29 protein-coding genes, 1 tRNA gene and 1 pseudogene are annotated in these 25,446 nt (G+C 70.3%); 12 read left to right on the top strand and 19 right to left on the bottom strand.

Annotated features, from left to right (window positions below; translation table 11 throughout):
- Positions 1-152: 152 nt before the first annotated feature.
- The 8 genes from OG870_RS22510 (at position 153) to OG870_RS22475 (ending at position 10,791) form a co-directional block, all read left to right on the top strand.
- Entirely contained in the window at positions 153-1,028 is an 876-nt protein-coding gene (locus OG870_RS22510; protein WP_266517410.1) for a DUF2797 domain-containing protein, read from the top strand.
- 39 nt (positions 1,029-1,067) lie between these two features.
- Complete coding sequence (locus OG870_RS22505; protein WP_266583230.1) at positions 1,068-1,943, top strand: amidohydrolase family protein; 876 nt, start codon at positions 1,068-1,070, stop codon at positions 1,941-1,943.
- A gap of 285 nt (positions 1,944-2,228) precedes the next feature.
- Positions 2,229-2,969: a response regulator transcription factor gene (locus tag OG870_RS22500; RefSeq protein ID WP_266583232.1), complete on the top strand. Its 741-nt coding sequence runs from the start codon at positions 2,229-2,231 to the stop codon at positions 2,967-2,969.
- A complete protein-coding gene (locus OG870_RS22495) occupies positions 2,966-4,630 on the top strand; it encodes a sensor histidine kinase (protein ID WP_266517403.1) in 1,665 nt (554 codons plus the stop codon). Before OG870_RS22500 ends, OG870_RS22495 begins: the two co-directional genes overlap by 4 nt.
- 14 nt (positions 4,631-4,644) lie before the next feature.
- The gene (locus OG870_RS22490; protein WP_266517399.1) at positions 4,645-6,219 is read left to right on the top strand and encodes a bifunctional glycosyltransferase family 2/GtrA family protein; all 1,575 of its coding nucleotides are present in this window, start codon (positions 4,645-4,647) and stop codon (positions 6,217-6,219) included.
- Positions 6,216-8,399, top strand: a complete 2,184-nt coding sequence (locus OG870_RS22485) for a glycosyltransferase family 39 protein (protein ID WP_327691320.1) — start codon at positions 6,216-6,218, stop codon at positions 8,397-8,399. The genes OG870_RS22490 and OG870_RS22485 overlap by 4 nt, the downstream gene beginning before the upstream one ends.
- Positions 8,400-8,465: 66 nt before the next feature.
- Positions 8,466-9,971 carry an MFS transporter gene (locus tag OG870_RS22480; protein ID WP_266517395.1) on the top strand — a complete coding sequence of 502 codons (1,506 nt, stop codon included), beginning with the start codon at positions 8,466-8,468 and terminating at the stop codon, positions 9,969-9,971.
- A gap of 64 nt (positions 9,972-10,035) precedes the next feature.
- Entirely contained in the window at positions 10,036-10,791 is a 756-nt protein-coding gene (locus OG870_RS22475) for a TetR/AcrR family transcriptional regulator (RefSeq protein ID WP_266517393.1), read from the top strand.
- On the opposite strand, the gene OG870_RS22470 is transcribed toward OG870_RS22475, so the two are convergent.
- The 4 genes from OG870_RS22470 to OG870_RS22455 form a co-directional block, all read right to left on the bottom strand.
- Entirely contained in the window at positions 10,792-11,262 is a 471-nt protein-coding gene (locus OG870_RS22470; protein WP_266583240.1) for a PPOX class F420-dependent oxidoreductase, read from the bottom strand.
- Between the two features lie 49 nt (positions 11,263-11,311).
- Positions 11,312-12,133, bottom strand: a complete 822-nt coding sequence (locus tag OG870_RS22465) for a YceI family protein (protein WP_266583242.1) — start codon at positions 12,131-12,133, stop codon at positions 11,312-11,314.
- Between the two features lie 99 nt (positions 12,134-12,232).
- Positions 12,233-14,770, bottom strand: coding sequence for an MFS transporter (locus OG870_RS22460; RefSeq protein ID WP_266583244.1), 2,538 nt, complete (start codon positions 14,768-14,770; stop codon positions 12,233-12,235).
- A 13-nt stretch (positions 14,771-14,783) separates the two neighbouring features.
- Positions 14,784-15,284, bottom strand: coding sequence for a MarR family winged helix-turn-helix transcriptional regulator (locus OG870_RS22455; RefSeq protein WP_266517382.1), 501 nt, complete (start codon positions 15,282-15,284; stop codon positions 14,784-14,786).
- 206 nt (positions 15,285-15,490) lie between these two features.
- Here OG870_RS22455 and OG870_RS22450 point away from each other — a divergent pair, with 206 nt between their 5' ends.
- Positions 15,491-15,691: a hypothetical protein gene (locus tag OG870_RS22450; protein ID WP_266583246.1), complete on the top strand. Its 201-nt coding sequence runs from the start codon at positions 15,491-15,493 to the stop codon at positions 15,689-15,691.
- 10 nt (positions 15,692-15,701) lie between these two features.
- On the opposite strand, the gene OG870_RS22445 is transcribed toward OG870_RS22450, so the two are convergent.
- The 9 genes from OG870_RS22445 to OG870_RS22405 form a co-directional block, all read right to left on the bottom strand.
- Complete coding sequence (locus OG870_RS22445) at positions 15,702-16,496, bottom strand: hypothetical protein (RefSeq protein WP_327691318.1); 795 nt, start codon at positions 16,494-16,496, stop codon at positions 15,702-15,704.
- A 54-nt stretch (positions 16,497-16,550) separates the two neighbouring features.
- Positions 16,551-17,441, bottom strand: coding sequence for an RNA polymerase sigma factor SigF (locus OG870_RS22440; RefSeq protein WP_266517375.1), 891 nt, complete (start codon positions 17,439-17,441; stop codon positions 16,551-16,553).
- A 304-nt stretch (positions 17,442-17,745) separates the two neighbouring features.
- Positions 17,746-18,585 (bottom strand): RNA polymerase sigma factor SigF, encoded by an 840-nt coding sequence (locus OG870_RS22435; protein WP_266517373.1) that lies wholly within the window; start codon positions 18,583-18,585, stop codon positions 17,746-17,748.
- Positions 18,586-18,775: 190 nt separating this feature from the next.
- Complete coding sequence (locus tag OG870_RS22430; RefSeq protein WP_327691317.1) at positions 18,776-19,069, bottom strand: Dabb family protein; 294 nt, start codon at positions 19,067-19,069, stop codon at positions 18,776-18,778.
- A gap of 13 nt (positions 19,070-19,082) precedes the next feature.
- Entirely contained in the window at positions 19,083-19,259 is a 177-nt protein-coding gene (locus tag OG870_RS22425; protein WP_266517368.1) for a hypothetical protein, read from the bottom strand.
- A gap of 157 nt (positions 19,260-19,416) precedes the next feature.
- Positions 19,417-19,501: transfer RNA gene (locus OG870_RS22420), tRNA-Ser, on the bottom strand.
- Positions 19,502-19,562: 61 nt separating this feature from the next.
- Complete coding sequence (gene tadA / locus OG870_RS22415; protein WP_266517315.1) at positions 19,563-19,988, bottom strand: tRNA adenosine(34) deaminase TadA; 426 nt, start codon at positions 19,986-19,988, stop codon at positions 19,563-19,565.
- A gap of 59 nt (positions 19,989-20,047) precedes the next feature.
- Positions 20,048-20,599 carry a tRNA adenosine deaminase-associated protein gene (locus OG870_RS22410; RefSeq protein WP_266842130.1) on the bottom strand — a complete coding sequence of 184 codons (552 nt, stop codon included), beginning with the start codon at positions 20,597-20,599 and terminating at the stop codon, positions 20,048-20,050.
- 231 nt (positions 20,600-20,830) lie between these two features.
- Entirely contained in the window at positions 20,831-21,025 is a 195-nt protein-coding gene (locus tag OG870_RS22405; protein ID WP_266517313.1) for a hypothetical protein, read from the bottom strand.
- Between the two features lie 95 nt (positions 21,026-21,120).
- Between OG870_RS22405 and upp the strand changes: the two genes are divergently transcribed.
- On the top strand, positions 21,121-21,756 hold the full coding sequence (gene upp / locus OG870_RS22400; RefSeq protein ID WP_266517311.1) for a uracil phosphoribosyltransferase: 636 nt from the start codon (positions 21,121-21,123) through the stop codon (positions 21,754-21,756).
- A gap of 129 nt (positions 21,757-21,885) precedes the next feature.
- Here the strand turns inward: upp and OG870_RS22395 are convergent, their stop codons facing one another.
- Complete coding sequence (locus OG870_RS22395) at positions 21,886-22,524, bottom strand: LytR C-terminal domain-containing protein (protein WP_266839507.1); 639 nt, start codon at positions 22,522-22,524, stop codon at positions 21,886-21,888.
- 112 nt (positions 22,525-22,636) lie between these two features.
- Complete coding sequence (locus OG870_RS22390; RefSeq protein WP_003999914.1) at positions 22,637-22,933, bottom strand: type II toxin-antitoxin system VapB family antitoxin; 297 nt, start codon at positions 22,931-22,933, stop codon at positions 22,637-22,639.
- 104 nt (positions 22,934-23,037) lie between these two features.
- On the opposite strand from OG870_RS22390, the gene OG870_RS22385 reads away from it, so the two are divergent.
- Together OG870_RS22385 and OG870_RS22380 are read left to right on the top strand one after the other, a co-directional pair.
- A complete protein-coding gene (locus tag OG870_RS22385) occupies positions 23,038-23,205 on the top strand; it encodes a hypothetical protein (protein WP_266583254.1) in 168 nt (55 codons plus the stop codon).
- Positions 23,206-23,532 (top strand): annotated as a pseudogene (locus tag OG870_RS22380) (helicase HerA-like domain-containing protein); the annotation flags it as partial. It lies immediately after the preceding gene.
- Positions 23,533-23,551: 19 nt separating this feature from the next.
- Here the strand turns inward: OG870_RS22380 and OG870_RS22375 are convergent.
- From OG870_RS22375 to OG870_RS22360, 4 genes are all read right to left on the bottom strand, one after another.
- Positions 23,552-23,674: a hypothetical protein gene (locus OG870_RS22375; protein ID WP_266517309.1), complete on the bottom strand. Its 123-nt coding sequence runs from the start codon at positions 23,672-23,674 to the stop codon at positions 23,552-23,554.
- A gap of 51 nt (positions 23,675-23,725) precedes the next feature.
- The gene (locus tag OG870_RS22370) at positions 23,726-24,046 is read right to left on the bottom strand and encodes a hypothetical protein (RefSeq protein WP_266583256.1); all 321 of its coding nucleotides are present in this window, start codon (positions 24,044-24,046) and stop codon (positions 23,726-23,728) included.
- Positions 24,047-24,112: 66 nt separating this feature from the next.
- A complete protein-coding gene (locus OG870_RS22365) occupies positions 24,113-24,772 on the bottom strand; it encodes an HdeD family acid-resistance protein (protein WP_327691316.1) in 660 nt (219 codons plus the stop codon).
- Positions 24,773-24,843: 71 nt separating this feature from the next.
- Positions 24,844-25,437 (bottom strand): HhH-GPD-type base excision DNA repair protein, encoded by a 594-nt coding sequence (locus OG870_RS22360; RefSeq protein ID WP_266517300.1) that lies wholly within the window; start codon positions 25,435-25,437, stop codon positions 24,844-24,846.
- Between the last annotated feature and the right edge of the window lie 9 nt (positions 25,438-25,446).

The following is a 25,446-nucleotide window of genomic DNA, read 5'->3' as shown; positions in this document are numbered from 1 at the left end:
TCCGGTCGGTGAATCCGGCCGGTGAGTCCGGACGGCGCATTCGGTCGCTGTCGTCGCCGATGTCGCTGACGTCCTCGGCGCTGACGTCGCTGGCCTCGGTGAACCGCCCGGCCATACCCCGTTGTCAGTGGTGCCCTCTACTCTCGGGAGCGATGGCACAGGCATGGAAGTGCACGGGGCTGCGGTGGGCGGCGGGTGGTCCCGTGCTGGCGTGGGACGGTGGGCGGCGCACTGCGCTGACCTGGGGGAAACGCGTGGCCTTCGGGGTCGCGGACGGGGGTGTGCGGACATGTGTGGGAGCGCGGGGACATGCGTGTCCGGTCCGGGCGGTCGTGCCGGGGCGGACCACGGGGGCGCGGTGCGAGGAGTGTGCGCGGCTGGACCGGGCGCACTCCGTGGCCGCCGACACGATCGCGGACGACCCGCGGCCGTACCACGTATATCTGGCGTGGTTCGGTCCCGGCCTGGTCAAGGTCGGGATCACGGCTGAGGAGCGGGGCTCGGCGCGGCTGCTTGAGCAGGGCGCCGTGTGCTTCGGCTGGTTGGGCCTGGGACCGCTGATGGCGGCCCGACGCACCGAGGAGATGCTGCGCGCCGCGCTCCGGGTGCCTGACCGGATTCCGTACGCGGAGAAGCGGGCGGTGCGGTCCCGGTTGCCGGCGTCGGACGCGGAGCGGGCGGCCGAGATCGTGGCGCTGCATGCGCGGGCCGTGGAGCTGGCCGAGTGGCCGGAGTCGCTGGCGCGGGAGAGATGCGAGGTCGTGGACCATGTCGGGGCATTCGGGTTGGCAGGGTTGCCGAGTGCGGCCGGAGCGGTGAGCGAGCTGGTCGCGGGCGGCTCGGTCGGGGGCGAGCTGCTGGCGGCCGCCGGCCCGGACCTGCATCTTGCGACGGGGCGCGGGGTGGTCGTGCTGGACACCCGGCTGATGGCAGGGTGGGAGATCGTCCCGGCCGGGGGCGACGACAAAGTGGCGCTTCCGGTGCGGGAGTTCGGTCAGACGGCAGGAGTGCAGGACGGTCTGTTCTGAGGGAGTGGATCCTCCTTGGATCCCGGTTCGAGAGGGCGCATGACGGAGACAGCGGAGGTCCGGGAGTTCTGGGAGCGGCTCGGGGTGCCGGGGCTCGTCGATGTGCACACGCACTTCATGCCGGAGCGTGTGCTGCGCAAGGTCTGGGGCTACTTCGACTCGCTCGGCCCGCTGACCGGCGGCGTCGAATGGCCGATCACCTACCGCAAGGAGGAGGACGAACGGGTCGCGCTGATCCGGGAGTTCGGCGTGCGTCGCTTCACCGCCATGCTCTACCCGCACAAGCCCGGCATGGCCCAGTGGCTCAACGGCTGGGCGGTCGACTTCGCCCGTCGCACACCCGACTGTCTGCACACCTCGACCCTCTTCCCGGAGCCGGGCGTCGACGCCTACGTCCGGGAGGCGATCGAGGCGGGCGCGCGGGTGTTCAAGGCGCATGTGCAGGTGGGGGCGTACGACCCGGCGAGCGAACTCCTCGATCCCGCATGGGGACTGCTCGCGGAGTCCGGGACACCGGTCGTCGTCCACTGCGGTTCCGGGCCCGCGCCCGGCAAGCACACCGGGCCCGAGCCGATCGCGCGCGTACTGGCCCGGCACCCGCAACTCCGGCTGGTCGTCGCGCACATGGGGATGCCCGAGTACGAGGACTTCCTCGACCTCGCCGAGCGGTACGGGGAGGTGCGGCTGGACACGACGATGGCGTTCACCGACTTCAGCGAGCGGTTCGCGCCGTTCCCGCAGCGGGCGCTGCCCAGGCTGGCCGACCTCGGTGACCGGATCCTGCTGGGCAGCGACTTTCCCAACATCCCGTATCCGTACGTCCATCAGTTGCACGCCCTGGAGCGGCTGGGCCTCGGGGAGGAGTGGCTGCGGGCCGTCTGCCATGACAACGGGGCGCGGCTGTTCGGGCTGTGAGACCAGGGGGACACCCCACCCGGACCCCCAAGCTCCCCACCGGCAGCGCTTACGCCCTGATCACCCCCGCCCGCCCCGCCCGCCCCGCACTCCACCGCACTCCACCGCACCCCGCCCAGCCCCGCACGATGACGGCCCGACCCGTGCACGATGACGGCCCGACCCGCGCGGATGCGCCCGGGTGAGCGCTTCCCAGGGGTTCCCTGAGAGGCTCCTGTGCGTTTCTCAGGGAAATCACAGGTTGTGGAAAGCGTGCTCTCAGAGGATCCCGACAGTGTTTCCAACATGACCACGACCTCGCCCCAGGGGCGCACCGAACTGCTGAGGCCGGACGGGAGCCCCGTCCGAGTGCTTGTGGTGGACGACGAGATGTCGATCACCGAGCTGCTGTCCATGGCCCTTCGCTACGAGGGCTGGCAGATCCGCAGCGCGGGGGATGGCACGGGTGCACTCCAGACCGCACGCGAGTTCCGGCCCGATGCCGTCGTCCTGGACATGATGCTGCCCGACATGGACGGCCTCACGGTCCTGGGGCGGATGCGCCGCGAGCTTCCGGACGTCCCCGTCCTCTTCCTCACCGCCAAGGACGCGGTCGAGGACCGGATCGCGGGCCTGACCGCCGGTGGCGACGACTACGTCACCAAGCCGTTCAGCCTCGAAGAGGTCGTCGCCCGGCTGCGCGGGCTGATCCGCCGGTCCGGTGCCGCCGACCGGCGCTCCGACTCCGTGCTCGTCGTCGGTGACCTGACGCTGGACGAGGACAGCCACGAGGTGTCGCGGGCCGGCGAGGGCATCCACCTCACCGCCACCGAGTTCGAGCTGCTGCGCTTCCTGATGCGCAACCCGCGGCGCGTTCTCAGCAAGGCGCAGATCCTCGACCGTGTGTGGTCGTACGACTTCGGTGGGCAGGCCAATGTGGTCGAGCTCTACATCTCCTATCTGCGCCGGAAGATCGACGCCGGCCGTGAGCCGATGATCCACACCCGGCGCGGCGCCGGTTACCTGATCAAGCCTGCCGCGTCATGAGCGGACGGCGGCGCCCGCGTACGCAGAAGCGACGAGTAGGACAGCCGCGCACTCTGCGGGCGCGGCTCGTCGTCGCTTCCGTGGTGCTGATCGCCACCGTGTGTGCGGTGATCGGGACGGTGACGACGTTGGCGTTGCGGTCACATCTGTACGGCCAGCTGAACGAACAGCTGAATCAGGTCTCCGGGCGTGCGGCAGGTTTTGGCGGACCGCTCGGCGGCGCCCCCGACAGCAAGAGTTCGGCTCTCGGCAGCAGGTACTCGGCCCCTGACAGCAGGAACTCGGCCGGGAAGGACAACGGGCAGACCCTCAACCTGACGGAGTTCGTCACGCACGGCCCCCAGCCGGAGCGCACCGTCATAGCCAAGGTCCAGAAAGGCCGCATCACCGACGCCAAGTACGGCGAGAGGTCGGACGAGAGCACCGACCTCAGCGGGATGATCCCCAACTCCCTCGGCGAAGCGGCCCGCACCTCGCTCAACACCGTCCCCCAGGACGGCAGGATCCACACCGTGGAGATCAGCGGACTGGGCAAGTACATCGCCAAGTACGTCACCAGTGAGAACGGCAGCTACTACGTCGCCGTCCCCACCCAGGTCCCCGACAGCACCATCGACACCCTCATCCTCGTCGAGGTAAGCGTCACCGCCGCCGGCCTGGGCGCAGCCGTGATCGCCGGCTATGTCCTCGTAGGCGTAGCCACCCGCCCCCTCCGCCGTGTCGCCGCCACCGCGACCCGTGTCTCCGAACTCCCCCTCCACACCGGCGAGGTGAACCTCTCCGAACGTGTTCCCGAGTCCGAGACCGATCCGCACACCGAGGTCGGTCAGGTCGGCGCCGCGCTCAACCGGATGCTGGACCACGTCCACGCCGCGCTGCACTCACGTCAGCAGAGCGAGACGCGGGTACGGCAGTTCGTGGCCGACGCCAGTCATGAGCTGAGGACACCGCTGGCGTCCATCCGCGGGTACGCCGAGCTGACCAGACGCGGCAGAGAGCAGGTCGGCCCCGACACGCGGCACGCCCTCGGCCGTATCGAGTCCGAGGCGGGCCGGATGACGTTGCTTGTCGAAGACCTCCTCCTCCTGGCCCGGTTGGACGCCGGACGGCCGCTTCAGTTCGAGCAGACCGACCTCATCCCGCTGGTCGTCGACACGATCAGCGACTCCCGGGCGGCCGGCATGGACCACAACTGGCGGCTCGACCTGCCAGACGAACCGGCCCTCGTGTCCGCGGACGCGGCCCGGATCCAGCAGGTGCTGGTCAATCTGCTGGGCAACGCACGCAAGCACACCGCCCCCGGCACGACCATCACCGCACGCATCCAGCGGCGCGGCCCCTGGATGTGCGTGGACGTCGAGGACAACGGGCAGGGAATTCCAGCGGAGTTGCTCCCGCACGTCTTCGAGCGGTTCGCGCGCGGAGACTCCTCGCGTTCCCGTGCCTCCGGCTCGACGGGCCTCGGGCTTGCGATCGTGCAGGCCGTCGCGACGGCGCACGGCGGTGCCGTGACCGTGGACAGCGTCCCGGGGCGCACGGTGTTCACCGTGCATGTGCCGGCGCTTGCCCCGGCCCTGCCCCGCCCGGCGCCCGAAACGAACTGGCAGTCGCACTCACAGGCAGACCACAGTGCCAACACATGGGTGCAACAGGGCACTTGACCAGAGTCGGCGCCATGCGAACCGACTCTTCTCCCGGCACTCTGCCGGCGCGGGAGCACCTCCCGGCCGGCGACGCCGGTACGCCTGTCCTGGACGTAGTGATCCCCGTCTACAACGAGGAGAAGGACCTCCAGCCGTGTGTGCTGAGACTGCATGACCACCTCAAGCGCACGTTCCCGTACGCCTTCCGCATCACGATCGCGGACAACGCGTCGACCGACACCACCCCGCTGGTGGCGGCACGGCTGGAGGAGGAGATCCCCGAGGTCTCCCACTTCCGACTGGAGCAGAAGGGCCGGGGTCGGGCCCTGCGGACGGTGTGGTCCGCTTCCGAGGCGCCGATCCTCGCCTACATGGACGTGGACCTCTCCACCGACCTCAACGCGCTGCTGCCGCTGGTGGCGCCGCTGATCTCGGGCCACTCGGACCTGGCGATCGGCTCCCGGCTGGCCCGCTCCTCCCGCGTCGTACGCGGTCCCAAGCGCGAGTTCATCAGCCGGGCGTACAACCTCATCCTGCGCGGCTCGCTGCAGGCCCGCTTCTCCGACGCGCAGTGCGGCTTCAAGGCGATACGGCGTGACGTCGCGCAGGTGCTGCTGCCGATGGTCGAGGACACCGGCTGGTTCTTCGACACCGAGATGCTGGTCATCGCCGAGCGCGCGGGGCTCCGTATCCACGAAGTGCCTGTCGACTGGGTCGACGACCCGGACTCCACCGTCCACATCGTGAAGACGGCGACCGAGGACCTCAAGGGTGTGTGGCGCGTGGGCAAGGCCCTGGCCACCGGGTCGCTGCCGCTGGACCGGATCACCCGGCCGTTCGGGGACGACCCGCGCGACCGTGAGATCCAGGACGTACCGAAGGGGCTGGCCCGCCAGCTCGTCGGGTTCTGTGTCGTCGGCGGACTGTCGACCCTGTTCTATCTCGTCCTCTACAGCCTCTTCCGGCAGTTCGGCGGCTCGCAGGTCGCCAACGCGCTCGCCCTGCTGGTGTCCGCCGTGGCCAACACGGCGGCCAACCGGCGGCTCACCTTCGGGGTACGCGGCAGCGGCGGCGCCGTCCGGCACCAGGCGCAGGGCCTGGTCGTGTTCGGTATCGGTCTCGCCCTGACCAGCGGCTCGCTCGCCGCCCTGAACGCGGCGACGTCCGACCCCGGGCACTCCACCGAGCTGGCGGTACTCATCGCCGCCAACCTCGCGGCGACGGTGCTGCGCTTCCTCCTCTTCCGCGCGTGGGTCTTCCCCGACCGGAACGACGGCGGGCAGTCCACCGTCGTGGCCTCGCACAACCCGTCCTCGCCGACGTACGCCATGGCCGCGAACCCGCAGCACCAGCAGTACTCGCAGAACCAGCAGTTCCCGCAGCAGACGTACGGGTCGCAGCCCCTGCCTCTGCAGCCTCCGCTTCCGCAGCCTCCGCTTCCGCAGCCTCCGCTTCCGCAGCGCCCGGCCACGCAGCCGACCGGGCAGCAGGGCTACCAGACGAACCCGTTCCGCGCCGGCGAAGTCGCGGACCGCAGCTGGGAGGACGCCACCGTGCATCTGCAGCCGGTGCGCCCGACCGACAACGATCCGAGGGACTCCCGATGACCACCCACTACGACCAGTCGACCCATCAGGAGGGGGACCAGGGCCCCTCGTCCTGGGGACCGGCACCCGTGACCACGGCGGTACCGGAGCCGATGGCCCCCACGGCTCCCCGGGCGGGTGAGCCCCAGCAGCCCTTCGTGCGCAGACTGTGGCGCGGGCGCCCCGAGGACCCCCGCTGGGCGCGCCCCGCGTTCTGGAGCCTGCTCCTGGCGACCGCCCTGCTCTACCTCTACAACCTGAGCGCCTCCGGCTACTCCAACTCCTTCTACTCGGCGGCCGTCCAGGCGGGCAGCAAGTCCTGGAAGGCGATGTTCTTCGGGTCGCTGGACGCGGCCAACGCGATCACCGTCGACAAGCCCTCGGCCTTCCTGTGGCCGATGGAGATCTCGGTCCGCGTCTTCGGGCTGAACTCGTGGGCGATCCTCACCCCCGAGGTCCTCATGGGCGTCGGCACGGTCGCGGTCGTCTACGCCTCCGTGCGACGCCGGTTCAGCCCCGCGGCCGGCCTGATCGCGGGCGCCGTGCTCGCGCTCACCCCGGTCGCGGCGCTGATGTTCCGGTTCAACAACCCGGACGCGATGCTGGCGTTGCTCATGTCGGTGGCCTGCTACCTCGTGGTCCGCGCCGTCGAGGACGGTCGTACGAAGTGGCTGGTGTGGGCCGGTGTGGCGATCGGTTTCGCCTTCCTCGGCAAGACCCTGCAGGCCTTTCTGATCCTCCCGTCGCTGGCCGTCGCGTACGCGGTGTGCGCCCCGGTGTCGCTGAAGAAGCGGTTCGGGCAGCTGGCGGCGGCGACGGTCGCGCTGGTCGTCGCGGGCGGCTGGTGGGTCGCGATCGTCGAGCTGTGGCCCGCGTCCTCCCGCCCGTACATCGGCGGCTCGCAGAACAACTCCTTCCTGGAGCTGACCTTCGGCTACAACGGCCTCGGCCGCCTGAGCGGTGACGAGACCGGCAGCGTCGGGGGCGGTGGCGGTGGCACGGGTACCGGCATGTGGGGCGAGACCGGCTGGAACCGGATGTTCGACTCCGAGATCGGCGGCCAGATCTCGTGGCTGCTGCCGGCCGCGCTGGTCCTGCTCGTCGGCGGCCTGGTGGCCACCCGCAAGCTCAGGCGGACATCCGTGACCCGCGGTTCGTTCCTGGTCTGGGGCGGCTCGCTGCTCATCACCGCGATCGTCTTCAGCTACATGGCCGGCATCTTCCACCAGTACTACACGGTCGCTCTCGCCCCCTACATCGCCGCCGTGGTCGGCATGGGCGCGGGCATCCTGTGGGAGAAGCGGCGCGAGACGTGGGCGTCGATCACCCTCGCGGGCGCGGTCGTCGCGGCCTCCGCCTGGGGTTACGTCCTGCTCAACCGCACCTCCTCCTACCTGCCCTGGCTGAAGTGGCTGGTCCTGGTCGGAGGTCTGGCCGGTGCGCTCGGCCTGATCTTCGCGGGCCGTGTCACCCGGCGGCTGGCCCTCGGCGCGGCAGCCCTGAGCATCGTGGCGGCGCTGGCCGGTCCGACGGCGTACACGCTGAGCACGGTCGACTCCGCGCACACCGGGTCCATCCCGACCGCCGGTCCGGCGGGCGCGAGCATGATGGGCGGCGGGCCGGGTGGCGGTGGCGGTGGCCGGGGCGGCTTCGGTGGCGGCAACGGCGGCATGCCGGGCCAGAAGCAGGGCCAGAAGCAGGGCCAGAACCAGGGCCAGAACCAGCAGGGCAACGGCTTCCCCGGCGGCGGTATGCCGGGCCGGAACGGCAACAGCCAGAGCCGGCAGAAGGGCAACGGCACGGGCGGCGGCGCTGGCGTCGGCGGTCTGCTGAACGGCGCGAGCGTCTCCTCCCAGGCCAAGAAGCTGCTGGAGACGGACTCGTCCAAGTACACCTGGGTCGCGGCGGCCATCGGCGCGCAGAACGCGGCGAGCTACCAGCTCTCCACCGGCGACCCGGTGATGGCCATCGGCGGCTTCAACGGCACCGACCCGTCCCCCACCCTGGCCCAGTTCAAGAAGTACGTGGCGGACGGCAGGATCCACTACTTCATCTCGTCCGGCGCCGGAGGCGGCATGGGCGGCAACGGCAGCAGCAACGGCACCTCCTCGCAGATCACCTCATGGGTCGAGAAGAACTTCAAGAAGGTGACGGCGGGTTCGTCCACCTTCTACGACCTGACGCAGAAGGCGAGCAGCTGACGTAGGGAGAGGGGCACCGAGTAAATCGTTGTACACCGTATAGCACCCAGCCATACGGTGTATGGCATGACGACGTCCCCCCAAAGCCGACCTGGTGGCCGACCCCAGGGCCACCCCCAGCGCTGGCTGATCCTCGGTGTCATCTGTCTGGCGCAGCTCACCGTGCTGCTCGACAACACCGTCCTGAACGTGGCGATCCCCTCCCTCACCCGGGAGCTGGGCGCGGCCACGTCCGACATTCAGTGGATGATCAACGCCTACTCCCTCGTCCAGTCCGGCCTGCTGCTCACCGCGGGCAGCGCGGCCGACCGTTACGGCCGTAAGAAGATGCTGGTGGCGGGACTGGCCCTGTTCGGCACCGGCTCCCTGGTGGCGGGCCTGGCCGGATCCACGGGCCAACTGATCGCCGCACGCGCCGGCATGGGCGTCGGCGGCGCGCTGCTGATGACGACCACGCTGGCGGTGGCGATGCAGATCTTCACGCCCGAGGAGCAGCCGAAGGCGATCGGCATCTGGGCCGCCGTCAACTCCCTCGGCTTCGCGGTCGGCCCGCTGCTCGGCGGCTTCATGCTGAACCACTTCTGGTGGGGCGCGATCTTCCTGATCAACCTGCCGGTGGCGGCGCTGGGCCTGGTGGCGGTCGCCGCGCTGGTCCCCGAGTCGAAGAACCCCCGGGGCGACCGCCCCGACCTGTTCGGCGCCCTGCTGTCCACGATCGGCATGAGCTCGCTGGTCTTCGCGATCATCTCGGGCCCGTCGCACGGCTGGACGTCGGGACGGGTACTGGCGAGCGCGGCGGTGGCGCTGGTCGTGCTCTCCCTGTTCGCCTACTGGGAGAGCAGGATCCCGTACCCCATGCTCGACCTGCACTTCTTCAGCAACCGGCGGTTCACGGGCGCCGTCGCGGGCGCGGTGCTCATCGCCTTCGGCATGGGCGGCTCGCTGTTCCTGCTCACCCAGCACCTGCAGTTCGTCCTGGGATACGGCCCTCTGGAGGCGGGCCTGCGCACCGCGCCGCTCGCGCTCACCATCGTCGCCCTCAACTTCACCGGCCTGTCGGCGAGGTGGACGGCGAAGCTCGGCACGCCCGTCGCGATCGGCCTGGGCATGGTGCTGATGTCGGCGGGCCTGGTCGCCATCGCCACGCTGGCCGACCGGGGCTATCCGGGGACCCTGCTCGGCCTGCTGCTCATCGGCGCCGGCGGCGCGGTCGCGAGCCCCGCCATGGCGCACGCGATCATGAGCGCGATTCCCGTGGAGAAGGCGGGGAGCGGGGCCGGGGTCAACGGGACGGTGGCCGAGTTCGGCAACGGTCTGGGGGTGGCCGTGCTCGGAGCGGTGCTCAACTCCCGGTTCGCGGCGGGGATTTCCGTCGCCGCGTCCTCGTTGCCCGCAGCCCTTGCGGCCGCGGGGTCGGCGCGGGAAAAGGGACGTATCAGCGACGCGTTCTCCGCAGGGCTGGGGACCAGCCTGTTGGTGGGGGCGCTGGCCGTGCTGCTCGGTGGGTTGGTGGCGGCCGCGTTGTTGCGCAGGGCCGAGCGGGCAGACTCGGAGATGGCGGTCGCCCGGTAGCTGATGGCAGGGAAGCTGCCACCTAGCATCTTGATCAGTGACCGAAGTCGAGGAAGGTGCGCCAATGGTGAGGGCAGCCGAGCGTGCGGCGCGGACCAGTGTGTGGCTGGAGGGCAAGGTCCGCCGGGGTGGTCGCGGCGGACAGCCGTCGGGGCTCGACCGCGAACGGATCACCGAGGTGACCGTCCGCCTCCTGGACGCGGAGGGGCTCGCCAAGTTCTCCATGCGCCGGCTGGCCGCCGAGCTGAACGTCACCGCGATGTCCGTCTACTGGTACGTCGACACCAAGGACGACCTCCTGGAGCTGGCCCTGGACGCGGCCTTCGGCGAGCTGACCCTGCCGGATCCGGATGGCGACGAGGACTGGCGGGACCAACTGCGCGCCCTGGCCCGCGAGTACCGCACCCTCCTGGTCCGCCACCCCTGGCTGTCGCCGCTGGCCGGCACCTTCCTCAACATCGGCCCGAACTCGCTGGCCTTCTCCCTCGTCGTCCAGCGGGTCGTCCGCAACACGGGCCTGCCCGTGCACGGTCTGTCGGGTGCCCTCTCGGCCGTCTTCCAGTTCGTGTACGGCTACGGCACCATCGAGGGCCACTTCATCGCCCGGTGCGCGGCCGCGGGCATGAGCCAGGACGAGTACTTCCAGCACGCGATGAGCGCGGTGACCCGGGCACCCGAGGCCGCCGCGGTCATCCACGCGTCCGCCGACGTCATGGAGGCCCGCGGCGGCGACACGGTGCAGGAGATGCGGGAGCGGGACTTCACCTTCGCCCTGGACCTGCTGGTGGCGGGTATCGAGGCGATGGTGGCCCGGAGTTGATCACTGCTGGGGGGCCAGCCGTGCCGGGAACCCGCCGGTGGCCACCGGGCCCCACTTCTCCGGCGTGACCCGGATGATCGACTTGCCCTGCTTGACCATCGCCTCCCGGTACTCGTCCCAGTCCGGGTGTTCACCGGAGATGTTCCGGAAGTACTCCACGAGCGGCTCGACGGACTCCGGCGAGTCGATGACCTCGGCGGTCCCGTCGACCTGCACCCACGGCCCGTTCCAGTCGTCGCTGAGCACGAGGATGCTCACCCGCTCGTCCCGCTTGGCGTTGCGCGTCTTCGCGCGCTCGGGGTACGTCGAGACGACGATCCGCCCCGCATCGTCGACCCCACAGGTCAGCGGCGAGGCCTGAGCGCTCCCGTCGGTCCTGCGCGTCAGCAGGATCGCGCGGTGCCGCGGTCGTACGAAGTCCAGCAGCTCGTCGAGGGAGACGCGGGTGTTGGTCGCGATGTTCGGTGCCATGGCGCAAGCCTAGGGCCAGGGCTGCCCGGCGCACGTGACCCTGCTGGGCCTACGCCTGAGGCAGTGACTCGCCCTGCACCGCCTGGACGTCCAGTTCCACCTTCAGCGTCGTACCGATGGCGGCGATGCCGGCCTGCACGACCTGGTTGTAGTTCATGGCGAAGTCCTCGCGCCGCAGTTCGGTGGTGGCGCGGAAAGCCGCCCGCGTTCCGCCCCAGGGGTCGGCGCCGGTCCCCAGATACGCCAGGTCCAGGTCCACCGGCCGTACGACGCCGTGCAGGGTCAGTTCGCCGTGCACCGTCCAGCGGTCCGTCCCCGCCGAGGTGAGACCGGTCGAGCGGTAGGTGATCTCCGGGTACCTCTCGACGTCCAGGAAGTCCGGCGAGCGCAGATGGCCGTCGCGCATGCCGTTGCCCGTGTCGATGGACGTCGCCCGGATCACCGCCTCCACCCGCGACTTCTCCACCTCGTCCGGGGCGATCTCGATGTGCCCGGTGAAGTCCGTGAACCGGCCGTGCACGCTGGAGATCCCCAGGTGCTGGGCGACCGCGCCCACCGAGGAGTGCGCGGGGTCGATCGTCCATGGCCCGGGCGGCGGCAGCTCGGCGCAGCCCTGCCGGGCCAGCGTCACCGCCCCGACCTCGGCCCGTCCGCTCGCGGTGACCAGCGCGGTGGAGGCGACGGGCGCGTATCCGACGGCCGTGACGATGACGGTGTACGGCCCCGGGGCCAGCTCGGTGGCGTCGCGGACGGCACCCTCGGCGTCCGCCTCGGCGCGCAGCACCTGCGTGCCGGTCATGTCGGTCACCGTGACGACCGCGTGCGACACGGCCCATCCGTCCCTGGTGCGGATCCTCGCGGTCAGTCCCATCCCGTTTCTCCCTGCAGTGCAACTGGTCTCAAAGAAACCGGCCCGTGGTGGGCGCGCCTCCGCTCAGAGCGCACGTACCACCACGGGCCGGAGTGTGAACTACTCGCCGGGGTGGGCGAGTTCGATGTCGTGGTCGTCGACTCCGCGGCCGTTCACCGTCAGTGCCGTCGCGACCGGCGGATAGCCCGTCGCGATGACCGTGTACTCACCGCCGTTGAGGTCGGTGAAGGCGTACGCCCCGTCCGTGCCGGTCCTGGCCGTGCCGACCACGTTGCCCGCCGCGTCCACCAGCGTCACGCGGGCGTCCGCGAGGGGACCGTGCGGGGCGCGTACGACGCCCTGGAGCTGGGCGCCCGAGTCGAGGTCGACCTCGACTCGGGTGACGCCGGTGCCACCCACCTCGACGGGCAGGGCCCGCGGCCGGTACCCGGCGGCGTTCACCGCGACGGTCACGGCACCCGGCACCAGCTCGGCGAGGGAGAACTCGCCCTGCTCACCGGTGACGGCCGTGGCCAGCAGGTCCCCGCGCACATCGGTCACGACGACCATCGCGTCCTTGACGGGCAGGGTGGTCTCGGCGGACCGCACCACACCGCTCAGCCCGCTGGTGCCGCTGAGCAGGATGTCGTACGACACCGGCTCACCGTTCACCACGACCGTGGACGCCTGCGGCTGGAACCCGTCGGCGGAGGCGATCAGGACGTACGAACCCGTGCCCGGCGCGTCCACGGCGTAGGAGCCGTCGGCCTGGGCGACCGACCGGCCCAACTGCCGTCCCGCCAACGAGATCAGCGTGACGGCGGCCTGCGGCACGGGCGCGCTCTCGGCGCCGCGCACGAAGCCGCGCACCGGGGTACCGCCGGCACCGGCCGACTCCTCGGGCCGGGCGATGGTGGCCACGGCGGCGAGCCGCTGGGTGCCGTCGGCGGCGGTCTCGGTGTCGGACACCGCCCAGCTCGGGACGTGCTCGGCGGCGGCAGCCGGAGCCGGCGTCCCGGCGGTGGCCGAAGCGGTCTGCGGCTCGGTCTGCGGCTGGTCCGCGGCAGCGGCCTGCGCCAGGGCGCCCTTCGTCTTCAGCGGAACCTCCTTGATGAACAGGGTGACCAGCAACGCGACGGCCGCGAGGCAGCCGGCGATCAGGAAGACGTCGGCGATGCCGTGACCGTAGGCGCTCTCCATGAGGGTGCGGATCGGCGCCGGGAGCTTGCCCAGGTCCGGGATGCTGTCGGTGGAGGAGCCGGAACCGGCCAGCGCTGCCTGGTACTTGGGGTCGAGGGCGGCGATGCCGTCCGTGACGTAGTGCGTGATCCGGTGGGCCATCACCGCGCCGAGCGCGGAGACGCCGACCGCACCGCCGAGGGAGCGGAAGAAGGTGACCGTGGAGCTGGCCGAGCCGAGGTCGCTCGGGTCGACCTGGTTCTGCGTGCACAGCACCAGGTTCTGCATCATCATGCCGATGCCGAGACCCAGCAGGGCCATGAAGATGGCCATCTTCCAGTAGTCCGTGTCGTACCGGATGGTGCCGAGCAGGCCCAGGCCGGCCGTCACCAGCACGCCGCCACCGACCAGCCATGCCTTCCAGCGGCCGGTGCGGGTGATGAACTGCCCGGAGACGGTGGAGGAGACGAACAGTCCGCCGATCATCGGGATGGTCATCACACCCGACATCGTCGGGGAGTTGTCGCGGGCCAGCTGGAAGTACTGGCTGAAGAAGACCGTGCCGGTGAACATCGCGACACCGACGAACAGCGAGGCCAGCGAGGCCAGCGTGATGGTGCGGTTGCGGAACAGCCGCAGCGGGATGATCGGCTCGCGTGCCTTGGACTCCACGAGCACGAAGACCAGCCCGAGCAGGATCGAGCCGCCGACCATGGCGTACGTCTGCCAGGACACCCAGTCGTACTTGTCACCGGCGAAGGTGACCCAGACCAGCAGCAGCGAGACGGCGGCGGCGACGAAGAACGCGCCTGCCCAGTCGACCTTCACGTCCCGCTTCACGACGGGCAGGTGCAGGGTCTTCTGCAGCACGATCAGCGCGAGGACGGCGAAGGGGACGCCGACGTAGAAGCACCAGCGCCAGCCGAGCCACGAGGTGTCGGTGATGACACCGCCGAGCAGCGGGCCGCCGACGGTGGCGACGGCGAAGGTCGCGCCGAGGTAGCCGGAGTAACGGCCGCGCTCACGCGGGGAGATCATCGCCGCCATGACGATCTGGGCGAGGGCGGACAGACCGCCGACGCCGACACCCTGGATGACACGGCAGGCGATCAGCATGCCGGAGTTCTGCGACAGACCGGCGGCGGCGGACCCCAGGACGTAGATGACCAGGGCTATCTGGACGAGCGCCTTCTTGCTGTACAGGTCGGCGAGCTTGCCCCACAGGGGGGTCGTCGCGGTCATCGCCAGCAGAGAGGCGGTGACGACCCAGGTGTAGGCGGACTGGCCGCCGCCGAGGTCGCTGATGATGTGCGGCAGGGCGTTGGTGACGATCGTGGAGGACAGGATCGCCACGAACATGCCGAGCAGCAGACCGGAGATGGCCTCCATGATCTGCCGGTGCGTCATCGGGGCGTACTCGGCGGAGCCTCCCCCGTGCTTGGCATGAGCCCGCACACCGGCTGGTGTGGTCGTTGCCATGGGCTTCCTTCTCTTAAGTGCTTGCGGGTGTACGGGTGGTCGGTTCGAGTTCGAGTGCGGGCGGCGGGAGCCGGGGCGGCAGGGCGCGGCTGTCGTCGAAGCTGGCGCGCAGGCGGGCCATGAGCCGGGTGAGCTGGGAGACCTCGTCGTCGCTCCAGTCGCTCAGCCGGTCGGCGAGCAGCTGCGTGGTCCGCTCGGACAGCGCCTCAAGGCGGGCCAGGCCCGTGGGTGTGAGGTGCAGGATCCGGGACCGCTTGTCCGCCGGGTCGGGGGAGCGGTCGATCCAGCCGCGCTCGGCGAGGTGCGCGACATGGCGGCTGGTGACCGACATGTCCACCGCGAGCAGCTCCGCGAGCCTGCTCATGCGCATGTCACCGTGGCGGCCCAGCAGCGTCAGCACGGCAGCGCTGCCGCTCGGGCAGTCGGACGGCAGGATCCGTCCCAGCTCCCGTTTCACGGCACCGAAGGCGCTGAACTGACGTACCAGCTCTTCGTACTGCGCCCGCTCGGCCATGACACCTCCCGCATTCGTTGCTTGGGGCAACCATAGAAGTTGTTGGTTGCTGCAGGCAAACAAAATGGGTCGGATGCGGGATAAAAACTTGGCAAAGGCAAGTATTGCAAACGTAAATACGCAGGTGAGGGCCGCTGCTGCCGCCCTGCCACCGTGAGCTGCCCCCCACTTGGGCCACAACCACTGATTCGCTAGGGTCTCGGGCTATGGCTAATCCCCAGGGCCCCGAGGGCAACCACGACCCCGCAGGCAACACCCAGATGTTCCGTGCGTTCGTCGACGAGGGCCCGCAGGGTCGCCGTCAGCAGCAGGCGCCCGCCCCGGCGGGCCCGCGTATCGGCCTGATCGTCGGCATCGCCGTCGCCGTCGCGGTCGTGGCGGCCGTCGCCTGGCTCGCATTGATGTAACGGCGAACCCCTACTTCCACTGGACGGCGACGTCCCGCGTCTCGATGCGCATGCCGAGCGGCACGCGCCACGCGTCGACGCACACCGTCCAGGTCTTCTTCTTCCGCGCCCCGGCACCGATCGGCGCCGGAAGCTTCACGGCCGACTCGACCGTCGCCCAGTCGATGCCGAGCGCGCCGATGACGTGCGTCCCGAAGGTCACCCTGCCGGAACGGACCGCGGTCCCCCCGGAGTTGGTGAAGGCGAGGCTCACGTCCTCGCACCACCGCTGGTCCGTGGCCTTGCGCACCGGTTCGCCCCAGCTCAGGTCCGCGGGGCCGGCAGGGGCCGCAGGGCTCGGGCTCGGTGCCGGGGTCGCGGACGGTGAACCCGAGGCCGTACGACGGGACGTGGCGTCGTCGGCCGTAGGGACCGGGGCCGCGGTCGAGGTGCCCGGGCTGCCACCCGCGTCGGCCGGGTCCTCCCGGCCGCTCTCCGTACCGCCGCTCTCCGTACCGCCGCTCCCCGTACCGCCGCTCCCCGTACCGCCGCTCCCCGCCGTGGAGTCGCCCGAGCCGGCGCCCCCGCTCCCCTCCTTCCGGTCCCCGTCGAGCGGCACCAGCGTCACCCTCCCCGTCGGCTTCACCGCCGTACCGGAAGCCTGGGGTGTACCGCCCGCCGCGCCCACCGCCACATATCCGCCGCCCGGGCCACCGCCACCGCACGCGGCGAGCGCGGTGCCCAGGCAGACGACGGCCGCCGACGCGCCGATCAGGGCGCCTCGACGGCCATGTGTCCATGTCGGCCGAGGAGTTCCACGAAGCATCGCGCCATGGTGGCTGACGCTCCGTCAAATAGGAACCCCTGGGCGGAGCTTCGCTCAGTCGGAGATGAGTCCCTCGCGCAGCGTCGCCAGTGTGCGGGTCAGCAGGCGGGAGACGTGCATCTGCGAGATGCCGACCTCCTCGCCGATCTGCGACTGGGTCATGTTGGCGAAGAAGCGGAGCATGATGATCTGCCGCTCGCGGGGCGGGAGTTTGGCCAGCAGGGGCTTGAGGGACTCGCGGTACTCGACGCCCTCCAGCGCGGTGTCCTCGTAGCCGAGGCGGTCCGCGAGGGAGCCCTCGCCGCCGTCGTCCTCGGGGGCCGGGGAGTCGAGGGAGGAGGCCGTGTACGCGTTGCCGACCGCGAGGCCGTCGACCACGTCCTCCTCGGAGACGCCGAGAACGGCGGCGAGTTCGGGGACGGTCGGGGAACGGTCGAGCTTCTGCGACAGCTCGTCGCTGGCCTTGGTGAGGGCCAGGCGCAGCTCCTGGAGCCGGCGCGGGACGCGCACCGACCACGAGGTGTCGCGGAAGAAACGCTTGATCTCGCCGACGACCGTCGGCATCGCGAACGTCGGGAACTCCACGCCCCGCTCGCAGTCGAAGCGGTCGATCGCCTTGATCAGGCCGATCGTGCCGACCTGGACGATGTCCTCCATCGGCTCGTTGCGGGAGCGGAAGCGAGCTGCCGCGTACCGCACGAGCGGGAGGTTGAGTTCGATGAGGGTGTCCCGGACGTAGGCGCGCTCGGGGCTGTTCTCGTCGAGTGCGGCGAGCCGCAGGAACAGGGAGCGGGACAGGGTGCGGGTGTCGATGCCTTCCGTGCTCGGGAGGGCCGGGGCTTCGCGAGCCTCCAGCACTGGAGCTTGGTCAAGCACGGCGTCGGCGGGCGCTGAATCGCTCTTCGTGAGCGTGAGCACCTTCGAGCTGCCCTGTTCTGCGGACATGCCACCCCCTCTGGGTCGCGGGACGGTCGTGGCCGAGCCTCCCCTGGTGAGGAGTTCAGCCTTCACCTGAATACCGGAGCCGAAGCCACGGCAAACGCGCTGCCGGAAGAATGTCACATGTCGGCAACACGCTGTAGTGACATGTCGACATGCGGGGGGTGAATAGGCCCTGGAAAGAGGGGGTCTGAGGCTTTTTCAGCGCAGAACTGTCGGGAACATCCCTGGTGAGCGATTCGCTCGTGCCGGTTACACGTCGATCCTGTTTGCGAACTGCGGTGTTCTGGAGTGTGCGCCCGTGCGCCTCTTATGCCTCGATCCGATTGGCGGATCGCAGCCGCTGGAAGCTACGCGCGAGTAGCCGGGAGACATGCATCTGGGAGACGCCGAGTTCCGCGCTGATTTGCGACTGGGTGAGGTTGCTGTAGTAGCGCAGGAGAAGGATTCTCTGTTCGCGTTCGGGGAGTTGGACGAGGAGATGCCGGACGAGGTCCCGGTGCTCGACGCCGTCCAGGGCCGGGTCCTCGTAACCGAGCCGGTCGAGGAGGCCGGGCAGTCCGTCGCCCTCCTGGGCGGCTTCCAGGGAGGTCGCGTGGTACGAGCGGCCGGCCTCGATGCAGGAGAGGACCTCCTCCTCGGTGATACGCAGCCGTTCGGCGATCTCCGGGGTCGTCGGGGTGCGCCCGAAGGAGGTCGTCAGGTCCTCGGTCGCGCTGTTGACCTGCACCCACAGCTCGTGCAGCCGGCGCGGGACATGGACCGTGCGGACGTTGTCGCGGAAGTACCGCTTGATCTCGCCCACGACGGTCGGCATCGCGAAGGTCGGGAACTGCACGCCCCGGTCCGGGTCGAAGCGGTCGATCGCGTTGATGAGGCCGATGGTGCCGACCTGGATCACGTCCTCCATCGGCTCGTTGCGGGAGCGGAAGCGGGCTGCCGCGTAGCGCACGAGCGGGAGGTTGGCCTCGATCAGCGCCCCACGCACCCGGATGTGCTCCGGCGTCCCCGGCAGGAGCTCCTTGAGCTCACCGAAGAGCACCTGGGTGAGGGCCCGGGTGTCGGCGCCGCGGCTGCGGGCCGGAGGCGTCTCCGGCGCGGCCGGAGCGGTTTCCAGGGGCGGTGCTTGAGGCGCAGTACTGGCCGGCACGGTCAACTCCGCCTCGCAATCGCTCAACTCATCCGTCAAAAGTGGTCATAGCATCACAAGAGATGTGCACTGTGCGCAAGCACCGCATAACGCCGTGTTGATGGCAAGTTGGGGCATAAGACGCAAAAGAGCCCCACGCCACTCCGGCGCGGGGCCCCAAAAGGCCGACCCAGTACTCGTAAAGGCCGACTCAGTACTCGTAGTCGGCGATCACCCAGGTGGAGAACTCCTTCCACAGCGTGACGCCCGCCTGGTGCTCCGAGTGCTCCACGTAGCGCCGCAGCGCGGCCGCGTCGTCGAAGCCGGAGTTGATGGCGAAGTCGTACGCGATGGGGCGGTCGCTGAGGTTCCAGCCGAGCTCCCAGAAGCGGATCTCGGCGATCTTCCCCTCCAGGGACCGGAAGGCCTCGACACCCTCCACGACACGCGGGTCGTCGCGCTCGACGTCCTTGTCGAGCTTGAAGAGGACGAGATGCCGGATCATGGTGCGCTCCTAGCTAGTGGGCCCCGTCGGCGAGCCAGGTGAAGAAGTCGCCGATGGCCTTCGCGGCGTCCGAAATGCCCTCGAACCCTATCTGGACGTAATCGGCCGCCTTGGCCGGGTCTGTGATGATCACGTACAGCGCGAAGACCACGAGCGCATAGACGGCGATCTTCTTCGCATTCACCGCCATGGCGGCCTCCCCTGGGACTGTTGTGCCTCGTGGGCCCCCTGTTGACGGCGGCGAGTGTAACCTTCACGGCTCTTTCTGGGATCAACGGCCCGCTGTACGAACGGTATTCGCACAGAACGCACAAAGGGCCCCGTCTGTCGACGAGGCCCTTTTCAAGCGGTAGCGGAGGGATTTGAACCCTCGGTGACTTGCGCCACACTCGCTTTCGAGGCGAGCTCCTTCGGCCGCTCGGACACGCTACCGAGGGAGACCTTACAGCACGCCGGGCAGTGGTTTGAAATCGGTATTCGGCGGAGCGAGGGGTCAGCGGGAGCGGAAGAAGTCGGTCAGAAGACGGGCGCACTCCTCGGCGAGTACGCCCTCGACGACTTCGGGCCGATGGTTGAGACGCCGGTCGCGTACGACGTCCCAGAGGGAGCCGGCCGCGCCGGCCTTCTCGTCGCGGGCGCCGTAGACGACGCGGTCCACGCGGGACTGCACGATCGCGCCCGCGCACATCGTGCACGGTTCGAGCGTGACGACGAGCGTGCAGTCCGACAGCCGCCACTGCCCGAGCGCGGCGGCGGCCCGGCGGATCGCGAGGACCTCGGCGTGCGCCGTCGGATCGCCGGTTGCCTCGCGTTCGTTGTGCCCGGCCGCGAGCACGGTCGTCCCGTCCGGTGCCAGCACCACGGCACCGACGGGGACGTCCGCGCCGGCCCGCCCGGCCTCGCCCAGGGCGAGCCGCATCGCGGCCCGCCAGCGGTCGCGTACCGGGTCCGGGGTGCCTCCCGCGCTCGCTGCAGCGGTCAGCGGACGGTCTCCAGGACCTCCGAGGCGCCCAGCGCCTCGGCGATCGTGTTCAAGGCGTCCGCGTCCAGCGAGCGCAGCTCCTTCGAGCTGACACCGAGGTCGTCGAGGATCGCGGGGTCGCCGACGGGGCTGTGCGGCACGGACTCCGCGGAGGTGTCGCCGTCTCCGTCGTCGTCGTCATCGTCGTCGTCGGCTCTGTCGTCGGGTTCACCGTCCTCCGTGCCGTCGAGGTCGAGGGAGTCCAGGTCGGAATCGTCGTCGCCGGGCTCCCTTCCGAGCAGTTCATCGGTGAGCAGGATCTCTCCGTACGAGCTGCGGGCGGCGGCGGCGGCGTCCGAGACGTAGATGCGAGGGTCTTCCTCGCCGTCGATGCGGACGACGCCGAACCACCCGTCTTCCTGCTCGATCAGGACGAGCACCGTGTCGTCCTCGGTCGAGGCTTCCCGGGCGAGATCGGCCAGATCCGACAGGGTCTCCACATCGTCGAGCTCCGTGTCGCTCGCTTCCCACCCGTCTTCGGTGCGCGCGAGCAGTGCGGCGAAGTACACCGTGACTCTCCCACTGGTCATAGGCGTGCCGGTTGGGGGTCCCCCCGGCGGAGGTTCTGGGTGGGGAGAGCTGTGCTCCGAGCCCCACCCACTCGGAATCGTGGCAGAAACAAGGCGTTCAGGGGACGTCTTCGGCGCCCTGTGTCCGCCCGTTTTGATCGGCCACGAGCGGGATCGTACGCGGCGATCCTTGCGGACACGCACCTGGTGGCCCTCAAACGGGTCCCGGAGTTACCAGCGGAACGTGCGCATACGCATGGCGTGGCGCAGGCGGGCGGTCTTGGCGCGGCGGGGCTGGACACGGTCGCGCAGCTCGCGTGCTTCGGCGAGGTCACGCAGGAACTGGGCGCGGCGACGCCGGCGCTCGGCGTCGGTCCCGTTCGACGGCGAGTCCTCGCGGATGTCGCGCTCTGGCAGGTCAGGCATGGGCACACCACCCCCGGTCCGTCCCTCCCACTTTCCCTCCGATGGGCGGTTTGATGCCAGCGCGGGGGTTACGCGGGCGCGGTTACTGTTAGGCCATGCGTCTCCACGTCGTCGACCACCCCCTGGTCGCTCACAAGCTCACCACGCTGCGCGACCAGCGCACCGACTCCGCGACCTTCCGCCGTCTCGCCGACGAGCTGGTCACCCTGCTCGCCTATGAGGCCACGCGCGACGTGCGCACCGAACAGGTCGACATCAACACGCCGGTCGCCTCGACCACCGGCGTCAAGCTCTCCTACCCGCGCCCCTTGGTGGTGCCGATCCTGCGGGCCGGCCTCGGCATGCTGGACGGCATGGTCCGGCTGCTGCCGACCGCCGAGGTGGGTTTCCTGGGCATGGTCCGCAACGAGGAGACGCTGGAGGCGTCCACGTACGCCTCCCGCATGCCCGAGGACCTCTCCGGGCGCCAGGTGTACGTCCTGGACCCGATGCTGGCCACCGGCGGCACGCTGGTCGTGGCGATCCGGGAGCTGATCAAGCGCGGCGCGGACGATGTGACCGCCGTGGTGCTGCTGGCCGCGCCGGAGGGCGTCGAGCTGATGGAGCGCGAGCTGGCGGGTACGCCGGTGACGGTGGTGACGGCCGCGGTTGATGAGCGGCTCAATGAGCACGGGTACATCGTGCCGGGGCTGGGGGATGCGGGGGATCGGCTTTACGGCGCAGCCGAGTAGGGGCCCGTTTTAGCGCCTTCTCGCCGTAGGGGTGCGGGCGTGTCGCGACTGGCGGTCCGCGGTGGCTGATCGCGCCCACGCGGCGGAGCCGCATGTCGACACGGCCCCGCGCCCCTGTAGGGGCGTCGCTCAGCAGGCCTTCTTTGAAGTCGACGTCGGCGTCGGGTTGGTCAGTGCTGCCAGTGCCTTGTCGGCGTCCGGCTTGGCTGTGAGGGTTTTGAAGCCGTCGCCGATGATCAGGTCGACGGCGGCGCCCTTGCGGGCCGCGTCCGTGCGGCGCTCGGCGGTGCTGAGCTGGGTGGCGAGCACGGGCAGAGAGCTGTTCAGGGAGGACGAGGGGCCGAGCAGTATCCCGGTGCCCTTGACCTTCTTGTCGAACTCCTTGGGCGCGTTGCCCACGTCGCCGATCTTGAAGCCGCGTTTCCTGAGTTCGTCCGCCGTGTTCTTGGCCAGACCGCCGCGGGTGGTGGCGTTGTAGACGTTGACCGTGATCCCGCCCGGCTTGGGGGCGGCCCCCTTGACGCTCGCCGAGGGGCTCGCCTTGGACGCGCAGTCCGCCTTGGGGCCCGCCGCCGAGGCCTTCTCGCCGCCGCCGGTGAAGACGTCGATGAGCTGCAGAGTGCCCCAGCCGACCAGGCCGAGCGCGGCGACCGAGGCCACGAGGGCGAGCACGAGCCTGCCGCGCCGTCGGCGACTGCGCATCCGGGGGTGTTTGTCCCCCGTGATCCGGTACTTCCCGCCCATGCCTGGGGGAGTCAGCATGCTCATGAGCGCAGCGTAGTGCGCCTGAGCGGCAATGCCTACTAGATGATCATCGGGCGCCGCACAGGTGAACCCAAAAGGGCCAAGCCTTTACCGACAGGCCTGTGGGAAGCGTGCGTCAGTCCAGTTCGAGCACGCGCGCGTGCAGGACCTGACGCTGCTGCAGTGCCGCCCGCACCGCGCGGTGGAGGCCGTCCTCGAGATACAGATCGCCCTGCCATTTGACGACGTGTGCGAACAGGTCGCCGTAGAAGGTCGAGTCCTCGGCCAGGAGGGTCTCCAGGTCGAGCTGTCCCTTGGTGGTGACGAGCTGATCGAGGCGGACCGGGCGCGGCGCGACGTCCGCCCACTGCCGGGTGCTTTCCCGGCCGTGGTCGGGGTACGGCCGGCCGTTTCCGATGCGCTTGAAGATCACACGGAAAGCCTACCGGTCAAGACCTTCCGGGCGCAGCCATGGCGACGGAGTGCGACGCTCGAAAAGGTGGAAAGAAGCGGGGCAAAGGGGAACAGAGGCCCGATATGAGTGACAGCGAGACCGTGTCGTCGGCCACCGCTCGTGAGGTACGCGGAAGTGCTCCCGCCCTCCCCCGGGAGGCCCTGGAGATCGCCGCCGGGTACGCCTTCGGGGGCCCCGCGCCCGACCTGGGCGCCCTGCTGCGGGACGGAAAGTGCCTGCCGGACGCGTAGATCCGCGCCCCCGAGTCCCTGATGGGGCCCGTCGACGCGACGGCCCTGGACCGGGCGGTGACGGCCTCGCCGCTGTACGGGCGTTACACACAGGCTGTGGACAGGGAGTCGGCGTACGAGAAGCTGATGGCCACGAAGCCCGCCGGGGCCAAGGGGCCGGACGAGATGAAGGAGGCGGCCAGGGCGCCGAAGCCCGGGCCGCAGCCGTCCGTCGTCGAACAGGTCGTCGGCAGCGGCATGTTCAAGTCGCCGGCCCGCTCCGTGGGCACGCAGATCGGGCGTGAGATCACCCGCTCGCTCCTCGGAACGGCCCGGCGGAGGCGGTAGTCCCGCCCCCGCCGGGGAATCAGCGGCCCCGTTCCTCCTGGGTCTGCTTCGGCTCCGGCTTCTTCGTCGTCGGTTTCGGTGCGCTGCGTGCGGCCTCGGCGCGCAGCAGGGCGCGCAGGACCGCGTACGGGTCGGTGGGCATGGCTGTGTTCCTTGCGTCGTACTGAGTGACCTTGCCGGGGAGCGGGGTCTGTCAGCAGCGCAGGACCACGGTGCGCAGGGCCGGGAGGGCGTGCGGCGGCCGGGGCGGTGCCTGGCGGGGGCGGCCCGCCGGGGTGGCCGGTGCCGGTGCCGGGATCGGTCGAGGTGCGGGGCGCAGGACCGCGACGGTACGGCGGACCGCTTCGGCAGGCGGCCGCAGGGCCGCGTCCAGGGCGTCGTACCCGACGGTCTCCGCGGCCGCGACCGGCGTCGCGTGCACCTCGGCGTGGGCGCCCGGCACCAGCAGGGCGAGCAGCAGGACGAGCGTCCGCAGCCAGGCGCGGCCGCGGGGGAGGTGTCGTGCGGTGCTCACGGGAGGTCCTCTGCCCACGACACACCAGGTGTTCAGCACGTCGGAGCCGAGATCCGCCCGTACGGGTTACACCGTGCGCGGCACCTGCTCGGCCCGGCCCCGGATGCGGATCGCCGTGACGATCTCCACGACGCCGACCGCGACCAGCCAGATGCCGCCGACCAGGGTGAGGACGGCGACCGACTCGAAGGGGGAGTCGATCAGGACGATGCCGGCGATGAACGTGATGACCCCGAGGAGGATCTGCCAGCCACGGGCGGGCATGGCCGCGTCGTGCACGCCGGCCAGGGTCTGGGTGATCCCGCGGATGAGCCAGCCGATGCCGATCCACAGCGCGAGCAGCAGGATCGACTGCATGGGGCCGCGGAAGCAGAACAGGCCCAGCATGATCGAGAGGGCACCGCTGACGAAGGGCAGCACGCGCAGCGAGGTCGTCCGGTGCGTGCCGAACGCGGAGACCAGCTGGAAGATGCCGCTGACCAGGAGGTAGAGGCCGAACAGGACGCCGGCCGCGGCCAGCGAGGCACCCGGCCAGACGAGAACCAGGACACCGAGGATCAGCGAGGCCACGCCGGTGAGCAGGACGACCTGCCAGGCGGCGCGGGACAGAGCGTGCAGGGGGCCCTCGAAGGGCGGTTCCGGTGCGTGTACGCCCGGGGCGGTTCCGGCGGTGTGGACCTCGCGGTCGTCGTACTCCGGACCCCAGGTGTTCGGTGGGTCGGTCATGCTCCATGCTCGGACCGTGCTCGGACCGGCGGCGGACGCTCCGCCACCCCTGGGAGCCGGTCGGCTGACGCCTAGGAGCCCGCGGTCTTCGCGGCCTTGGCTGCCGCCTTCATCTCCTGCTTGTGCGCCCGGACCTTGGTCAGCGACTCGGGTCCGGTGATGTCGGCGACGGAGCGGAAGGACTTCGCCTCGCCGTACGGGCCCGCCGCCTCCCGCCAGCCCGTGGGCCGCACGCCCAGCTGCTTGCCGAGCAGCGCCAGGAAGATCTGTGCCTTCTGCTTGCCGAATCCGGGCAGGGCCTGCAGCCGCCCCAGCAGCTCCCGGCCGTCGTCGACGCCCTTCCAGACCAGCTCGGCGTTCCCGTCGTAGTGCTCGACGAGGTACTGGCACAGCTGCTGGATGCGCTTGGCCATGGAGCCGGGGTAGCGGTGCACGGCCGGCTTCCCGGACAGCAGTGCGGCGAAGGCCTCCGGCTCCATGACGGCGATCTCGTGCGCGTCCAGGTCGTCGGCGCCGAGCCGGTCCGCGATCGTGCGCGGACCCTTGAACGCCCACTCCATCGGGACCTGCTGGTCCAGCAGCATCCCGACGAGCGCGGCGAGCGGGGACCGCCCGAGGAGCCCGTCGGCCTCGGGGTCCTGGGCGAGGTGAAGGGTGACGTCCATGACCCCGAT

The organism is Streptomyces sp. NBC_00461 (assembly GCF_036013935.1).
Taxonomy (GTDB): Bacteria; Actinomycetota; Actinomycetes; order Streptomycetales; family Streptomycetaceae; genus Streptomyces.
This window is presented reverse-complemented; position numbering and strand designations above follow the sequence as displayed.

What these genes read in the sequence shown, in the direction of transcription:
- OG870_RS22510 (WP_266517410.1), top strand. Translation starts at nt 153, where the DNA reads ATGGCACAGGCATGGAAGTGCACGGGGCTGCGGTGGGCGGCGGGTGGT.
- OG870_RS22505 (WP_266583230.1), top strand. Translation starts at nt 1,068, where the DNA reads ATGACGGAGACAGCGGAGGTCCGGGAGTTCTGGGAGCGGCTCGGGGTG.
- OG870_RS22500 (WP_266583232.1), top strand. Translation starts at nt 2,229, where the DNA reads ATGACCACGACCTCGCCCCAGGGGCGCACCGAACTGCTGAGGCCGGAC.
- OG870_RS22495 (WP_266517403.1), top strand. Translation starts at nt 2,966, where the DNA reads ATGAGCGGACGGCGGCGCCCGCGTACGCAGAAGCGACGAGTAGGACAG.
- OG870_RS22490 (WP_266517399.1), top strand. Translation starts at nt 4,645, where the DNA reads ATGCGAACCGACTCTTCTCCCGGCACTCTGCCGGCGCGGGAGCACCTC.
- OG870_RS22485 (WP_327691320.1), top strand. Translation starts at nt 6,216, where the DNA reads ATGACCACCCACTACGACCAGTCGACCCATCAGGAGGGGGACCAGGGC.
- OG870_RS22480 (WP_266517395.1), top strand. Translation starts at nt 8,466, where the DNA reads ATGACGACGTCCCCCCAAAGCCGACCTGGTGGCCGACCCCAGGGCCAC.
- OG870_RS22475 (WP_266517393.1), top strand. Translation starts at nt 10,036, where the DNA reads ATGGTGAGGGCAGCCGAGCGTGCGGCGCGGACCAGTGTGTGGCTGGAG.
- OG870_RS22470 (WP_266583240.1), bottom strand. Translation starts at nt 11,262, where the DNA reads ATGGCACCGAACATCGCGACCAACACCCGCGTCTCCCTCGACGAGCTG.
- OG870_RS22465 (WP_266583242.1), bottom strand. Translation starts at nt 12,133, where the DNA reads ATGGGACTGACCGCGAGGATCCGCACCAGGGACGGATGGGCCGTGTCG.
- OG870_RS22460 (WP_266583244.1), bottom strand. Translation starts at nt 14,770, where the DNA reads ATGGCAACGACCACACCAGCCGGTGTGCGGGCTCATGCCAAGCACGGG.
- OG870_RS22455 (WP_266517382.1), bottom strand. Translation starts at nt 15,284, where the DNA reads ATGGCCGAGCGGGCGCAGTACGAAGAGCTGGTACGTCAGTTCAGCGCC.
- OG870_RS22450 (WP_266583246.1), top strand. Translation starts at nt 15,491, where the DNA reads ATGGCTAATCCCCAGGGCCCCGAGGGCAACCACGACCCCGCAGGCAAC.
- OG870_RS22445 (WP_327691318.1), bottom strand. Translation starts at nt 16,496, where the DNA reads ATGCTTCGTGGAACTCCTCGGCCGACATGGACACATGGCCGTCGAGGC.
- OG870_RS22440 (WP_266517375.1), bottom strand. Translation starts at nt 17,441, where the DNA reads ATGTCCGCAGAACAGGGCAGCTCGAAGGTGCTCACGCTCACGAAGAGC.
- OG870_RS22430 (WP_327691317.1), bottom strand. Translation starts at nt 19,069, where the DNA reads ATGATCCGGCATCTCGTCCTCTTCAAGCTCGACAAGGACGTCGAGCGC.
- OG870_RS22425 (WP_266517368.1), bottom strand. Translation starts at nt 19,259, where the DNA reads ATGGCGGTGAATGCGAAGAAGATCGCCGTCTATGCGCTCGTGGTCTTC.
- tadA (WP_266517315.1), bottom strand. Translation starts at nt 19,988, where the DNA reads ATGCGGCTCGCCCTGGGCGAGGCCGGGCGGGCCGGCGCGGACGTCCCC.
- OG870_RS22405 (WP_266517313.1), bottom strand. Translation starts at nt 21,025, where the DNA reads ATGCCTGACCTGCCAGAGCGCGACATCCGCGAGGACTCGCCGTCGAAC.
- upp (WP_266517311.1), top strand. Translation starts at nt 21,121, where the DNA reads ATGCGTCTCCACGTCGTCGACCACCCCCTGGTCGCTCACAAGCTCACC.
- OG870_RS22395 (WP_266839507.1), bottom strand. Translation starts at nt 22,524, where the DNA reads ATGAGCATGCTGACTCCCCCAGGCATGGGCGGGAAGTACCGGATCACG.
- OG870_RS22385 (WP_266583254.1), top strand. Translation starts at nt 23,038, where the DNA reads ATGAGTGACAGCGAGACCGTGTCGTCGGCCACCGCTCGTGAGGTACGC.
- OG870_RS22375 (WP_266517309.1), bottom strand. Translation starts at nt 23,674, where the DNA reads ATGCCCACCGACCCGTACGCGGTCCTGCGCGCCCTGCTGCGCGCCGAG.
- OG870_RS22365 (WP_327691316.1), bottom strand. Translation starts at nt 24,772, where the DNA reads ATGACCGACCCACCGAACACCTGGGGTCCGGAGTACGACGACCGCGAG.
- OG870_RS22360 (WP_266517300.1), bottom strand. Translation starts at nt 25,437, where the DNA reads ATGGACGTCACCCTTCACCTCGCCCAGGACCCCGAGGCCGACGGGCTC.